Origin of the sequence: Metabacillus sp. KUDC1714 (assembly GCF_014217835.1) — a bacterium.
Taxonomy (GTDB): domain Bacteria; phylum Bacillota; class Bacilli; order Bacillales; family Bacillaceae; genus Metabacillus; species Metabacillus rhizosphaerae.
Genome location: NZ_CP055263.1, coordinates 4,492,660 through 4,507,218, shown reverse-complemented (window position 1 = coordinate 4,507,218; position 14,559 = coordinate 4,492,660). Strand labels below are relative to the sequence as shown.

General features: G+C 33.9%; 16 protein-coding genes. 8 read left to right on the top strand and 8 right to left on the bottom strand.

From position 1 onward, the window contains the following. The first annotated feature begins 24 nt into the window (after window positions 1–24). Together HUW50_RS20735 and HUW50_RS20730 are read left to right on the top strand one after the other, a co-directional pair. On the top strand, window positions 25–987 hold the full coding sequence (locus tag HUW50_RS20735; protein WP_185653188.1) for an alpha-E domain-containing protein: 963 nt from the start codon (window positions 25–27) through the stop codon (window positions 985–987). Continuing rightward, the gene (locus HUW50_RS20730; protein ID WP_066337393.1) at window positions 984–1,880 is read left to right on the top strand and encodes a transglutaminase family protein; all 897 of its coding nucleotides are present in this window, start codon (window positions 984–986) and stop codon (window positions 1,878–1,880) included. Before HUW50_RS20735 ends, HUW50_RS20730 begins: the two co-directional genes overlap by 4 nt. A gap of 66 nt (window positions 1,881–1,946) precedes the next feature. On the opposite strand, the gene HUW50_RS20725 is transcribed toward HUW50_RS20730, so the two are convergent. Further along, complete coding sequence (locus HUW50_RS20725) at window positions 1,947–2,855, bottom strand: endonuclease/exonuclease/phosphatase family protein (RefSeq protein ID WP_066337396.1); 909 nt, start codon at window positions 2,853–2,855, stop codon at window positions 1,947–1,949. Window positions 2,856–3,192: 337 nt separating this feature from the next. On the opposite strand from HUW50_RS20725, the gene HUW50_RS20720 reads away from it, so the two are divergent. After that, window positions 3,193–3,588 carry a (deoxy)nucleoside triphosphate pyrophosphohydrolase gene (locus HUW50_RS20720; protein WP_066337397.1) on the top strand — a complete coding sequence of 132 codons (396 nt, stop codon included), beginning with the start codon at window positions 3,193–3,195 and terminating at the stop codon, window positions 3,586–3,588. A 61-nt stretch (window positions 3,589–3,649) separates the two neighbouring features. Here HUW50_RS20720 and HUW50_RS20715 read toward each other — a convergent pair whose 3' ends face one another. Beyond that, window positions 3,650–3,814, bottom strand: a complete 165-nt coding sequence (locus HUW50_RS20715) for a hypothetical protein (protein WP_157094478.1) — start codon at window positions 3,812–3,814, stop codon at window positions 3,650–3,652. A 177-nt stretch (window positions 3,815–3,991) separates the two neighbouring features. Between HUW50_RS20715 and HUW50_RS20710 the strand changes: the two genes are divergently transcribed. Further along, window positions 3,992–4,705, top strand: coding sequence for a DUF3298 and DUF4163 domain-containing protein (locus HUW50_RS20710; RefSeq protein ID WP_260445560.1), 714 nt, complete (start codon window positions 3,992–3,994; stop codon window positions 4,703–4,705). A 126-nt stretch (window positions 4,706–4,831) separates the two neighbouring features. On the opposite strand, the gene HUW50_RS20705 is transcribed toward HUW50_RS20710, so the two are convergent. Then, a complete protein-coding gene (locus HUW50_RS20705) occupies window positions 4,832–7,114 on the bottom strand; it encodes a beta-L-arabinofuranosidase domain-containing protein (RefSeq protein WP_185653187.1) in 2,283 nt (760 codons plus the stop codon). Between the two features lie 147 nt (window positions 7,115–7,261). Here HUW50_RS20705 and HUW50_RS20700 point away from each other — a divergent pair, with 147 nt between their 5' ends. Beyond that, a complete protein-coding gene (locus HUW50_RS20700) occupies window positions 7,262–8,134 on the top strand; it encodes a helix-turn-helix domain-containing protein (RefSeq protein WP_066337401.1) in 873 nt (290 codons plus the stop codon). Window positions 8,135–8,240: 106 nt separating this feature from the next. Here the strand turns inward: HUW50_RS20700 and HUW50_RS20695 are convergent, their stop codons facing one another. Together HUW50_RS20695 and HUW50_RS20690 are read right to left on the bottom strand one after the other, a co-directional pair. Beyond that, window positions 8,241–8,546: an MCP four helix bundle domain-containing protein gene (locus HUW50_RS20695; RefSeq protein ID WP_066337402.1), complete on the bottom strand. Its 306-nt coding sequence runs from the start codon at window positions 8,544–8,546 to the stop codon at window positions 8,241–8,243. A gap of 82 nt (window positions 8,547–8,628) precedes the next feature. Continuing rightward, the gene (locus HUW50_RS20690; protein ID WP_157094479.1) at window positions 8,629–9,009 is read right to left on the bottom strand and encodes a YbaN family protein; all 381 of its coding nucleotides are present in this window, start codon (window positions 9,007–9,009) and stop codon (window positions 8,629–8,631) included. Window positions 9,010–9,180: 171 nt separating this feature from the next. Between HUW50_RS20690 and HUW50_RS20685 the strand changes: the two genes are divergently transcribed. The 3 genes from HUW50_RS20685 to brnQ all read left to right on the top strand — a co-directional run bounded on the left by HUW50_RS20685 (window position 9,181) and on the right by brnQ (window position 11,624). Continuing rightward, the gene (locus HUW50_RS20685; protein ID WP_066337409.1) at window positions 9,181–9,531 is read left to right on the top strand and encodes an ASCH domain-containing protein; all 351 of its coding nucleotides are present in this window, start codon (window positions 9,181–9,183) and stop codon (window positions 9,529–9,531) included. A 20-nt stretch (window positions 9,532–9,551) separates the two neighbouring features. Continuing rightward, the gene (locus tag HUW50_RS20680; RefSeq protein WP_066337988.1) at window positions 9,552–9,986 is read left to right on the top strand and encodes a hypothetical protein; all 435 of its coding nucleotides are present in this window, start codon (window positions 9,552–9,554) and stop codon (window positions 9,984–9,986) included. A gap of 318 nt (window positions 9,987–10,304) precedes the next feature. Further along, window positions 10,305–11,624 carry a branched-chain amino acid transport system II carrier protein gene (brnQ, locus tag HUW50_RS20675; RefSeq protein WP_185653186.1) on the top strand — a complete coding sequence of 440 codons (1,320 nt, stop codon included), beginning with the start codon at window positions 10,305–10,307 and terminating at the stop codon, window positions 11,622–11,624. A 170-nt stretch (window positions 11,625–11,794) separates the two neighbouring features. On the opposite strand, the gene HUW50_RS20670 is transcribed toward brnQ, so the two are convergent. From HUW50_RS20670 to HUW50_RS20660, 3 genes are all read right to left on the bottom strand, one after another. Next, the gene (locus HUW50_RS20670) at window positions 11,795–12,586 is read right to left on the bottom strand and encodes an endonuclease/exonuclease/phosphatase family protein (RefSeq protein WP_066337414.1); all 792 of its coding nucleotides are present in this window, start codon (window positions 12,584–12,586) and stop codon (window positions 11,795–11,797) included. Window positions 12,587–12,589: 3 nt separating this feature from the next. Then, window positions 12,590–14,242: a PTS transporter subunit IIBC gene (locus HUW50_RS20665; protein ID WP_185653185.1), complete on the bottom strand. Its 1,653-nt coding sequence runs from the start codon at window positions 14,240–14,242 to the stop codon at window positions 12,590–12,592. Window positions 14,243–14,408: 166 nt separating this feature from the next. Beyond that, the gene (locus HUW50_RS20660; RefSeq protein WP_185653184.1) at window positions 14,409–14,546 is read right to left on the bottom strand and encodes a hypothetical protein; all 138 of its coding nucleotides are present in this window, start codon (window positions 14,544–14,546) and stop codon (window positions 14,409–14,411) included. Window positions 14,547–14,559 lie beyond the last annotated feature (13 nt).

Sequence of the window (14,559 nt, the reverse complement as noted above, 5' to 3'; positions counted from 1 at the left end):
AACTTATGATGAGGTGAAGAAAATATGATGAACCGTTGTGCGGAATTACTATTTTGGGTAGGTCGTTATTTCGAAAGAATTGAGAATCATACGAGGTTAATCGATGTCAACTATCATATGCGACATGAATTAAAAAGAAATGCAGATGAAGAAGACTATATGTGGGAACGTTTAGTTTCATCAATTGGAAGTGTAAATGCTTTCAACAATAAATTTGAAACAATTAATGAGAAAACTGTTATTCAATTTTTAACATTTGATAAAACAAACACAAATTCAATTTTTTCATGTGTTCACCAAACTAGAACAAATATGCGAGCATTGAGACAATTGCTTCCTAATGAAATGTGGGATATTACGAATACTTTTTACCTTTGGTTAAAAGAACAAGATATAGACTCTGCAATGGAACAATCACCTTATCTTTTCTATCAACGTATCAGAGAGTGGTTGTCAATCTTTAACGGCACAGCCGATTCTATAATGGTTCGTAATCAAGAGTGGAATTTCATTCAAGCTGGGAAGCATTTAGAGCGGGCCGAGAATATTCTCAGGATTCTCTACTCAATCTATCTTAATTTTATGGAGGATGGCTCTTTACTAAAAGACAAACATAATTACAATCGTATGATCGTGTTGTTAAAGTCTGTCGGTGGATATGAAGGCTTCAGAAAATTTCATGCAAATAATGTTACGTTTGAAAAAGTAGTAGAGTATATGATGCTTAACCCTACTTTTCCACGTTCAGTAAATTTTGCTTTAACCTCGTTAGAGTCTAATTTACAATCTATTAAACAACAAGATTATAATTTTGTCCTTTTATCAGACCAAGCGCTTGATTTAACTGTAAAAATTAGAGAGATTCTTGCTGGAGTTCAGGGAGAACTATATGGTTTAGATTTGCTTTATCAAATGCTTGTTTCATGTGATCAACTAGGTGATACAATCTCAAAAACATTTTTTCAGGAGGAGTTCGTCGGAGCGTGAAATTGCAAATTACCCATCTTACAAGATACACTTATCAAGAACCAGTAATGGACAGCATTAATGAGGTCCGTCTCACGCCTAGATCTGATGATCATCAAGAATGCAGCGAACATAGGATCTTAGTTAAACCAGAAGTACCCCTATTTTCTTACACAGATTATTTCGGGAATACTGTCCATCATTTTACAATACCTTCACCACATCACGAACTTACAATTGAATCACGTTCAATCGTAGATACAGTTGAGACTTTCAAAGATATGGTGCACCCTATACCCTATGAAACAGAAACCGATATTCTAGCTAGTGATACATTTCAAAATCAGTATGCAGAGTACTTAATGGAAACAGATTTTACCCGAATTACACCTGAATTACGAATATTTTGTGCTGAAACGGTTCATACATACAAAGTAAAAAGTATATATCATTTGCTAGAGCAAATTTCAAATTTGCTCTACTCTAATCTGACATATGATACAGGTGCCACACATGTCCATACAACAGTTGAAGAAACATTGCGTCTTAAAAGAGGTGTTTGTCAAGATTATGCCCATTTAATGATTGCAATTTGCCGTCTTTATAACATACCGACAAGATATGTTAGTGGATATCAGTTTATTGGTGATATTCATGATGATCAAACAGAAGAAGTCCAGCACGCCTCTCACGCATGGATCGAAGCCTATGTTCCAATCGTAGGTTGGATCGGCTTCGATCCGACTAATAATGGGAAAATTAATTGGCGTTATGTAAAAATTGGGCATGGCCGTAATTACAGAGATATTGTTCCAGTAAAAGGGGTTTACCAGGGTTTAGGTGAACAAAAATTAGAGGTTTCCGTTGATGTAAAAGTTTTAATGGATGATAGTAAGAATAAAAAAATTATTTAGATCTTACCGAAAACAATAGAAAAGTCTTAACCCCTTTTCAAAAAAGGATTAAGACTTTTTTATTTATTAGTAAGGAAAAGCTAAATCAACGATTACAGGATAATGATCACTTGGAAATTGACCATTTTTATAATAGTCTAGAATTTCAAAAGAATTTGCTACAACGTTACCTTTAGCAAGAACCCAATCAATTCGTCTTTCCGGTCCTCCACCAGTTGGATCACGGAATCCATTAAAGGTACCTAGGTTTTCATTCATTCTTACCTTTGCTGTATCCCATGTATCGGAAAATGCTCCATCACTTGTTAATGTTTGATGTGGCAGACTATTTGGGCTTGTATTAAAGTCCCCTGTTAATACAACCGGTAATTCAGAATCAAATGCTTTAATCTCTTCTATTATTAATTCAGCACTTTTCTCTCTTGCCTCTGCAGATTGGTGATCAAAATGAGTGTTCACAACATAAAATTGTTGATCGCTCTGCTTATCAAGAAATTTCGCCCAAGTGACCATACGTGGAATTGAGTTCCCCCACGACTTTGATCCAATGACATTGGGTGTATCTGATAACCAAAAATGATCATACTCTAAAGGAGAGTAGCGGTTTTCGTTATAAAAAATAGCTGAATATTCTCCTTTATTGCCTCCCTCACGCCCTAAACCAATCCATTCATAATCAGGTAAACTATCATTAAGATCCTTAAGTTGTTGATACAATACTTCCTGAGTTCCAATAATATCTGGTCGTTCCATTCGGATCAATTTTTTTATAGCTGGTAACCTTTCTGCCCAAGTATGTGGTGAAGGGTCATTGTTATTCAAATACCTTAAGTTATACGTCATTACCTTCAAATTCACCTCAGATGTTTGTTCATTGTTTTCTGAAGCTAACACATTTGATGTTCCTGAAAAGACTGTACCTAACAACATCATGATAATTGCTACTAAAAAATAAGGATTTAACCACTTTTTCATTTCAATTCCCTCCTAGTTATATAATACAAACAAATCATAACGATAATATGTAAACCCTTTATATAAGATATATTGATTATTCATTAAGCTTTTTTCTAGTAGGATAAATTCAGATATACCAAGTATATTACACTTAAAAACATGAAAATTGTATGAGTGAATTTTGAATTCAAGTGAATTTTCATGTGAAGTTTTTCCTATTAAAATTTTCAATTTTTATTATTATGTAAAAAAATTTACTTTCATTTAAAGGTAATGTAATTATTAACAGATGTTATTGAATAAAATGGTATGATAGATAAAAGTAATTTTTGATATTAAACCTGGGAGAATTCGGATGAAAATAAAAATAAAAGTAGTCGCTGCAATTATTGAAAATGACCAAAATGAAATACTTTGCGCATTAAGATCACCGAGCATGTCATTACCGAACATGTGGGAATTTCCTGGAGGTAAGATGGAAAAAGGTGAGGATTTTTATATAGCTATTGAAAGAGAAATCAATGAAGAGCTAGACTGTAAAATTGAAGCACAAAATATCTTTCATGAAAACACTCATGAATACGAATCATTTAGCATTCATTTGATTTGCATGAAATGTAGGATCACAAATGGAGATCCAATTCCAAATGAACATTCAAAATTGATTTGGTTGAAAAAAGAAAATCTATGTTCCCTAAAGTGGGCTCCTGCGGATATTCCAGCTGTGGAACAATTAATGAAGGAAAAGTAGTCTAACTTTTAGTAACAACTACTTTTCCTTAAGCACAAGAAATTGATAGTAGTTTAATATGCTATTGCTCTCCACTCCCTGAAGAGTTTGGTCTTTTCGATTCCTGTAATTTCTGTTTTTCTATATTATCTATCGAAACAGATTCTAACCCATATCCAGTTGAGCTAATTTCTAATACATCTTCCTTACTTTTTAGGTGTAATTCCGAATCCTCGAACTTTACCATTCTAAGTGCCTCCTTTATAACTTTTTTCTATTTTCCTACATATTACTTTAATTATGTATGAAACGTCATAAATGTTTCATATATAATGCAATGAAAAAGTATATTCTTATTCGCCATCGAAACAAGTGGCATTTCATCATGCAGATGCCACACAAAACTTACTGGCTATCTTCCTGAATGCTTTACATAATCGAAGACAGAGTCAATATGCAACAAATGCCTAAATTTGAATACGATAAACCATCATTCATGAAAAAGGATTTGATGACAATGGTACAATATCGTTTACCAATACCTATTCAAACATACGATGTTTTAGCTCATAAGCTTTCCATTTATTATCCTCAGCTTTTACTAGTAAACAAAGCCCATCAACAAATAATTAATCAAACAATTTATCGAATAGTATATACTTTGTTCTCTAATATAAATGAACAAGGTTATTATCAACCTGGTATAACCGAGATGATTGGTAATTATGAAGTTAAAAATAATCAACGCGGGATTGTCAGTATCACATTAAGTAATTTTGCCAATATGCCAACACTTGCACATCCTGTCACCTTTTTGGATTCTCTCACAACAGATGTTCGCACCGGGAAAATATATCAGTTAAAAGATCTGTTTAAAGAAAACAGTCCTTATAGAGAACGAATTAACAAATTGATCGAGATACAAATAAAAGAACGTGACATCCCACTTTTAAACTCCTATACAGGCATTCGCCCTAATCAAAAATACTATATTGCTGACAAAGCCCTCATTATTTATTTTGATATGTATCAGATCACACCAGGTTATGTTGGATTTCCAATGTTTCCTATAGGGAGTTATCAACTACAAGATATCATTGAAGACACAAGTCCACTTGGTATATTGCTTCCCGATTGATCAATCGACGTTACAAAAATGAAAATAATTCCTAACAAAACAAATAAAAAACGCTGAAATTTTCTCAGCGTTTTTGTTATTTCAAAGAAACTTCACTTTTTAGAATTTCAATCTATACTAATAACTCTACCAACCTTTCTTGTCATTAATAACCCTAACCCCATATACTCCTCCAGCAACTTTACCTTCCTCTGAAGCAAACTTCACTTCTACTTTTTCCTTCCCATTCGTAAGCGTTAATGGAATGTCATAACAAATATCAAATAGTTTACCAGGATGGTTCGCATGTAGTGTTTGATGGGCTATCTGTGAACCATCTATTAAAATATCAAATTCACGTGAATGTGCTTTCCCATCTTCGTGTAGAGATGCATCGTTTCCACTATACGTAACTAGTAGATACACCGGTTTGTCAGATAATACCGCCATTTCATAACTAAAAAATCCCCCATTTATGCTGTCCCTCCATCCACGATTGAAAAGGTTTAAGAAACCCGATCTTGAGTTTTTCTTTTTAATTGAGTGTTCTACCTCTGGTTGTTGTTCATTCGGATTTACGACATCAACAGTAATTGCTCTTAGTCGATCAGCATCTTCCTTTTCTTTGTCAACGAACGTTTGATAAGCTATTTCATCCATTATGTTCCAATACAAAGTATACCGCTGATGATGGAGCTTATAAAATGGGATAAGTTTGACACTTCTATTTCCTGGTTGCCCAACAGCAGCTGTTTTAAATGCTAAAGGTTCACCTTCAATAGGTTTAATCCACTTTGATAAATCCTTTTCTCCAGTGATAAGGTCTGGTACTTCTATTAATGGATGATTGTTCAGTTTTAGATGGTCAGCTAATATATCTGTTTCAGGAAAATCCTCTGTTCCTAATGCTCCTGCCAATACGATCGGCCCATATAGAATTGCAGCTTTCTTTGGATCATTTTTAGTTTTTGATAGGTGTAAATCCATTGGTAGCTGAATATCGATCCGATCCCCTACATTCCATTGGCCCTTAATGGTTATATATCCATTTTCAGAGTATGTGTAGCTCTCTTGCTCATTTACAGTTGCGATCATATTACCAGATACCCAGTTTGGTACTCTTATATGGATGGTTATACTTTCATCTGTAGCACTTTCAAAAATGAGCTTCGTTTTATCTGACTCTGGAAAAGTCGTTTCTTGTCTAAGTTTTAAATTTTTATCTTCCAAGTAAATTTCAGACGCAATAAATAAATTAATATATACTTCATCATGATCACGATAATAAATATTCCTCGTATATCTTGCCGGGTTTTCCATGCCCGTACCTGTACAGCACCAAAAGGATTCATCAGGAGTACAGTAAACTTTAAAATGACCTGGCTGTGTTGAGACAAAATACGTCTTCATTCCTGAATCAGGATCCTGTGATGCAAGAATATGGTTATATAGAGCTTTTTCATAGTAATCAATATATTCGCTTCTTTGAGACCAATGAAATAAGTGTTCTGTAAGCTTTAGCATGTTATAGGTATTACAAGTTTCTGTTGTTTGGATACCAAGCTCTTCCGTGTTTTCTGGACCAAAATGCTCATTTATACTATTTCCGCCAATGACATAGGAACGATGATTAGTGACTTGTGTCCAGAAATACACAGCCATCCTTTTAAAGACTTCGTCACCTGTAATGTCATATAACTTTGCCGCACCGATTACTTTAGGTATTTGTGTATTGGCATGCTTGCCTTGAAGCTCATCGACTCCTTTAGAAAGTGGATCAAGCACCGCTTTATGACAAAATCGAATCGCAAGATCTAAGTAAGCTTGGTTTTGTGTAATGGTGTAGAGATCTGCCATTGCTTCATTCATTCCACCATGTTCACAAGTCAGCATTTTTTGAAACTGCTCATCATTAAGTTTATCTGTTCCCTTTTTCGCCCAGTCTGCAAGCTTAATTACGACTTCAAGCGCTTTTTTATTTCCAGTTAACTGATAAGTATCGATTAATCCAGCATAAATTTTGTGAATGCTATACCATGGTACCCAACCACCACCGAGACTGAAGTTATCTACTTCAAATTCGCCAGTGAAAACTTTATCAAAGCAGGTTCTAGGAAACCCGCTTACATATCCATCTTCATCGAATGATTGTATGTGCGCAAGCTCATCTACAGCGTATTCTAGCTTCTCTTTTAAGGTTAAATCTAGTGTTAATGAATACATCGTTGCGGCTGCTGATAGCCAATGGCCAATTGAATGCCCACTAATTCCAGTTGATTCCCAGCCACCATACCTAGGTTTTTTAGTGATTTTTGAAGCAGCTTCATAGCATGAAGCAACAAGGCGATCGACATCAAGATAGATGAGATATTCCTTACCCTTTTCCTGGGAATCTTTGAAAATACCGTTTAATAAGTTTACATTTTTCATGTAATTTCCTCCTAGTACTAAACAAGTTGTGATAGTTCTATTATGAATAATGATAGAGGTAAAACGGAATTCACTATACAACATAATGCATATCTTTTTTTTGGATTTTCTGTGATAAAATAAAGAAAAGGGCGAGGAGATAAAACGATGCATGAAGTTACTTTGTTTTCAAACAGCCTACCTCTTATTAGAGAAATTGGTCATATGTGGGATAATGAGGGAACAAGCGGACATCCAGATCGACTTATGGAAAACATACATGTTTTTGTTTATGTTAAAAAAGGGACGATTCAAGTTATTGAAGATGGAGTTGAGTATCAATTAAATGGAGGCTCATATCTTTTTCTCAGAAAAAATGTACCTCATTGGGGTAAAACTTTATACTCTCCAGGTACGGAATGGTATTATATTCATTTTTATGATTCACACCAACAGAACAACATGGATGAAACCTCAGAATATTCACATTACCAGCAATCTTCATTGATCTTGGAGGAAACCTATCATTCTCATATTAACTTACCAAAGCAAGGAAAGGTTTTAAATCCTGAGTATACCGAACTACATCTAAAGAAGCTTAATGAGGATTACATGTCACCTCATCCAATTCGTCCACTTTATTTAAGTGTGATAACCTATCAATTCTTCATCGATTTATATGCAAATAGATTAGAAGAGTCCAAAAAGACCAAACAACATCGAATTGTCGGTAAAATGATTGAGCTTTTTAGTAATACAGCTTCCAAAAAATTGTCCAGTAAGGAAATTGCAAACAGGCTCGGAATGAACTACGCATACTTATCTTATTTGTTTAAAAAAGAAACTGGTAAAAGCATTACCCAATTCCAGGATGAGCTCTTAATCGAAAAAGCCATTACGATGTTAAAAAAGGAAACGATCAATATTTCCGAAGTAAGTAATGCCTTAGGTTTTTCTAATCCATTTTATTTCAGTCGAGTGTTTAAAAAAGTTACAGGAGTCTCGCCAACTATTTACTTAAATCAAACTTATCGGAACTAATGAAACCGACATGTGACAATAACTTTCCATTTCCAAAAATAACAAAGCGAAGTAGGGATTCTCTCCATACTCCGCTTTCAAATCTCTTAAACTGTAAACTTTCGAATTAATAAATGTAGGTAACATTTTCAGTACTTGCTTTCTTCATTTGATTCATTAACTCTTCGTATTTATTTGCATCCTTCGTTAACATCGATTCTAACGTATAAGAATCAATCGCTCGATTGTTTGTTCTGATTTGACCTAACCATTCGATTGGTAATAAATTCTCATGATAGATAATTTCTGAGCCCAGTGCCATTTCTTTCATATATTTGTAGCCTACTGATCCGACAATACCAAGTGATAATGTGGAAATGATAATTAATACTAATAATTTTGTGCTAATTTTCATGTTGTATAACATTTTCATCCGATAGATTCTCCTTTTCACTTATCTACAAAGTATATCGGATGTTTTTTATTTTTCTAAAGTCATTTGAATATTTTTAATACTATGATGCTTTTATTGTATTTATTTTACAGATGAAATAATAATATTTATAACCAACGATTAAAATTAATAGCATTCTTATCAGAAAGCTATCTAATAAAATAAAAGGGATCGCAATCATACAATCAGCAGATAACAAAATAGTCACTTTTTGCCTTATTGTCATTGCCTTATTTTTAACAAACTCTTCCAAATGCTTCTTATATAGTTTCGTGCTTTTAAACCAAACTTCGAACTTCTTAGACCCTCTGACAAAACATACCGAAGCTAAAAGCAATAATGGTGTAGTCGGCAATAAAGGTAAGATAATTCCTAACATTCCTAAACCTAGGAAAATAAATCCAAAGAAGATATAGCTATAATTTTTTATTCTTATGATCATTTTTACTTTCCTCTTTCTATACATCCTATACTCTACCATTTATCCTATCATATCACGTTTTTTATCAGCTTACGAAGGAGGCAAATTAATATTCTTCACTATCTTGTTACTTGTATTGTTAGACATATGATATAGTAAAAAGGATTACAAGAATGAAGGGAGTTTTATTAAATGACTAATCATGATGTACATAATACATTACCACCAAAGACATGCTCTGTTGAGCGACTTGTAACTATGGAGGAAGATGTTAACAAAGTACTTGAAGGTAAGAAAACAGCGACTCGCCGTAATGGTAGATATGCCGACGTTGGAGAAATTATGGAACTAAAGGATAAGAAATTCAAGGTAGATCGCGTGTATTCTCAATCTTTAGGCGAATTAACTGATGAGCATGCAAAACAGGAAGGATTTGATACTGTAGAAGAATATAAGCAATCTATTTTATCTTATCATCCAGGAATGCCTTGGCTTCCGCAAATGAGAGTTTGGGTGCATGAGTTTAGCCCAGTTAGTGAGTAATACCAGAAGGAATGAATTACATACTATACAAAATTGTTATTTATATTCATGTTATTAGTGTCATCGCTTCTATCGGTCCATTTTTTATTCTTTTGCCGCTTGTTAAAAAATTGAGGGCGGCAAGAGAAACTGAATTAACTATTTACTTAGATACATTTCGTTTTGTTGTCCGACTATCAAAGCATTCAGGTCATGTATTAGTTGGTTCAGGAGCTTTGCTTGTTTTGTCTGGTCCTTGGACTTGGGGAACACCTTGGATCGTCATGACGCTAATTATCCTTTTTTGTTCATTATTCTTTCTAGCTCGTGCTTTTTCACCGACACTACAAAGGTTTCATGAAGAAGAGCATAGTAAAGAAGAGCTTGCTGCTAAACTAAACCGTACGATTTGGACTTATATTATTCTTTTAATGGCCATGCTATGGTTTATGGTCGTGAAGCCTACTTTATGGTAATTTTAATATTGGAAAAATTAAGGAAAAACCTTGTTGAATCTAACAAGGTTTTTCCTTGTGGACATCTTACTATTTATATATATGTTTTAACGTTTTTTCGGCAATCATAATCCTATGATTAAGAAATCCATTTTTTCTAGAAGATAACTTTTCACATATCAACTAGGAATTAAATAGTATGAAAATATTTAATATTAAAATTTTTTCGACTTTGGACAATATTTTAATTTCTATGTTAGGATAATTATCTGTGATCTTTTTAATTACATAACCGGCAGGAATTTGCTGGTAAGAAGTTTTGCTTTATAGGAGGATATTATGAATAAAAAAATGTCCGGTAAGGAGACAGTCGTTATCGGCTTAATGCTTTTTGCACTATTTTTCGGAGCAGGTAATATGATTTTCCCACCTGCATTAGGTCAACAAGCAGGTGAACATGTATGGAGTGCTATTTGCGGATTTTTAATTACAGGTGTTGGTCTTCCTTTTTTAGGTATACTAGCAATTGCTTTAACTGGCAGTGATGTCCAAACATTAGGTGAAAAGGTCCATCCAAAATTCGGTATCATCTTTTCTATTGTTTTATATTTAACAATTGGACCGCTATTTGGAATTCCTCGAACTGGAACAGTTGCCTATGAAATTGGAATTACACCCTTTTTACCAAGTTCATTTGAAAATAGTTGGGTTTCTTTACTTGTTTATACGCTTCTCTTTTTTGGAATCACATTTTGGTTAGCTTTAAACCCAAGCAAGCTTATTGATAGAATTGGAAAAATTCTTACTCCTGCTTTAATTCTAATTCTTATCTTATTGACAGTAAAAGCACTTCTTACACCAATGGGAGGATTAGAAGTTCCTACAGGTGTGTATTTGGAAGGAGCATTTTTCAAAGGATTTTTAGAAGGGTACTTAACGATGGATACGTTAAGTGCATTAGTATTTGGAATTGTCATTATTTCTGCAGTAAAAGAACGTGGTATCGTAAAACGAAAAGAAATAACAATAGTCTCATTAAAAGCAGGTATCATTGCAGCAATTGGTTTAATTTTTGTCTATATTTCACTCTCATATATTGGGGCAACAAGTGTCTCTTCTCTAGGCTACTCAGAAAATGGTGGTGTAATATTATCAGGTGCTGCTAATATTCTATTTGGGTCTTTAGGAAATGTTGTTCTAGGATTAGCGATAACTTTTGCTTGCTTAACAACAAGCGTTGGTTTAGTTTCAGCATGCGGGAATTACTTATCAAAGGTTTTTCCTACCATCTCATATAAAAAAATAATTTTGGTTATTACCATTTTTAGCACTTGTATTGCAAATTTTGGATTATCGCAACTTATTTCATTTTCAGTTCCACTATTAGTTACGATTTATCCCCTAGCGATTGTTCTAATTATATTGTCTTTCTTTGACATTGCTTTTGGAATAAAATCAATTGTCTATATTATTAGTTTATCTGCTACAGTTATATTTAGTATTGTCGATGGCCTAAATGCAACTAATCTAAATCTATCGGTCATAAATGACTGGCTTTCCTATATCCCTCTTTTCAATATAGGTATGGGATGGTTAGTTCCCGCGATTATCGGTGCTATAATTGGATATATTATTTCTAATTTCAAGACTGGAAAATAAGTGGTGTAAACATCAACACCGTAAAAAACCGCTTGGGCAACTAAACTTACCTAAGCGGTTTCTTACTTGTTATTTAAACGATAAAATTCTTGTACTGTGGATAAGAGCTTTGACAACTAGATCAAAAGCATACCACCCTTTCGTAATGGTAAACATCAATGTAAGTTAAATCATTCTATCGACTCAACGTCTATGCCAAAATGATCAGATATAATCGGCTTATTAACATTGTTAAAAATGACATTAGATTTATTCACTAAAGTTTGTTTATTTGTAAAAATATAATCAATTCGTAGATCTTGTTTATTTGTATCCCAACCAGTAATTTTGCCTTCGACTGTTGTTCCACTATCCTTATCTATTGCTAATTCATACGTGTCATAAAGCCCTTTACTAAGCAAATAGTCATATCCTTCTGCTTTAACTGAAGCACTATTGTTAAAATCGCCCATTAAATAGAACGTTCCATCCCTAGTGACATTTGCGAGTAGATTATCAACTTGTTTTGGAAAGGGTTCCTCTTCATCTCCCCACCAACCTAGATGACAGGAATAAAAAGAAATGTACTCATTATTATATCGAATTTTCACTCCAACAATTTTTCTCGTTTTCCAATTGGCTGGATCATCTGAAAGAGAAATATAGAAGGAAGATTTTTCTTCTATTCGATGCTTTGTTAATATAGCTAGACCCTCTTCATATTTATCAAATCCTATATGTGAAAAGTCCCACATATAATCGTAATTCGTAACACCAAGCACTTTTAGTTCGTTCAATAAAATAGTTAAATAATTGTCTTTTTTTATTGTCCCAGCTATCTTATCCCCCGCAATAAGCTGACTTACTTCTTGCAGGGCAATTACATCATAGGACTTTTCTTTTATCGTTTTTGCTAGATATTGAATCTTATCAAGCTGATTCTCTTCCTGCCATGAATGACAATTTAAAGTTAATAGCTTCATCTTTTATGCTCCTAAACGATCTTGGATGTCAGATTTTAACACATCAGCTTTTGGTCCATAGATAGCTTGTACACCTTTATCTTTAATAATTAAACCTAAAGCACCGTTTTTCTTCCATTGTTGTTCGGAAGCGACAGCATCTACATCTTTAATTGTTACACGAAGACGAGTCATACATGCATCGACATCCTCGATATTTTCTTTTCCTCCTAATAAACCAATAATTGTAGTTGCTAGAGAATCATCATTTTGATTTTTATCATTACTTTGATTATCTTGTGCATTCTCTCCGTTTTCTTCATCAATATAATTACCCAAACGACCTGGTGTAGGTAATTTGAATTTTTTTATCATAAAATTGGCTACCGTAAAGTTTAAGCCGAAAAATACGAGACAAGCAATGATGAAATTAACTAGATCAAGCCATAAACCGGCTTTAATAATCATTGGAGTTCTTGTGAAAAGTTCGATAATACCAAAAGAATGCACACGGATGTCGATAAGGTCAACTATCGCAAATGCCATTCCAGTCATAATCGCGTAGGCAACGTATAGAACAGGCGCTGCAAACATGAACATAAATTCAATGGGTTCAGTTACACCTGTTAAAAATACCGCTAAACCCGCTGACAAGAACATAGATTTATATTTCGTACGTTTTTCTTTATCAACATTTCGGTACATTGCTAAGGCAATCCCTATTAAAGCTGCACAAGAAAGAAGCATCTGACCTACCTTAAATCGTGCAGGTGTAACATCATTTAATAATGCCTTATAGCTATCTGTATCACCTGCTGCAAGAAAGTTATTTAAGTCAGCAATCCACGCTAGCCATAATGGATCTTGCCCTGCTACGGTCTGTCCAGCACTTGAACCTGTTAAGATCGTATATGTTCCACCAAGTTCCGTATAGTTCATTGGAACCGTTAGCATATGATGTAAGCCAAACGGAAGTAATAGACGCTCTAAAGCTCCAAAGATAAATGGTGCAATAATTGGAGCAGTGTCTCGAGATGTCGCAATCCATTTTCCAAAATCGTTTAAAAGTCCTTGAACAAACGGCCAAACGATAGCAAGGATTATTGCTGTTATTATCGATCCACCAATCACAACGAATGGTACAAAGCGTTTCCCATTAAAAAACGCTAACGATTGTGGTAGTTTACTATAGTTATAGTATTTATTGAATATATTAGCACCTAAGAACCCAGAAATAATCCCTATAAATACACCCATATTTAAAGCTGGTGCACCTAAAATAGAGGTAAAATAATCTTTAACAATAAGCTCACTTCCAAATAACGAATTGACAGTAGCTGAAGGATCACTCAACATTTCGTTATTTATACCAAATAAAGCACCCGTGATTCGATTGATTAGGATAAAAGCAATTAACGCTGCAAATGCACCTCCAGCGCGTTCCTTTGCCCATGAGCCACCAATTGCAACTGCAAACAATACGTGAAGATTACCGATAATAGCCCAACCGATTTCTTCCATCACTAATGCAAACGTTTGCACTAAAGATATATCTACTCCCATCATTCCGACTAATTTACCTAGAGAAATCATAATTCCAGCTGCAGGCATAACTGCAACGACTACTAATAAAGCCTTACCAAACTTTTGCCAAAAATCAAATGACGTTAATTTCATTATGGACCTCCAATATAATCTAATTTTCTATTCATTTGGACAACCGATTGCACAAGTGGGTATAATGAATAAAATAATTCTTTTCTTTTGTCTTAAATTAAAATATCATATTTACTTAAATAGTGCAATCGTTTGCATCAATTTTATTTTTAATTTTTAGTATTTATTAGTTGAATAGTGAAGATAATATCCCAGCTGGTAAATCATACCCAAAAAAAGTTGCACAAATAAAATATACTATTATGACAGCAAGAATGATGGTAACTATATGGTTTTCAATTTTTTCAATAGCTTCTTTTTTCAACACATCCTACCCC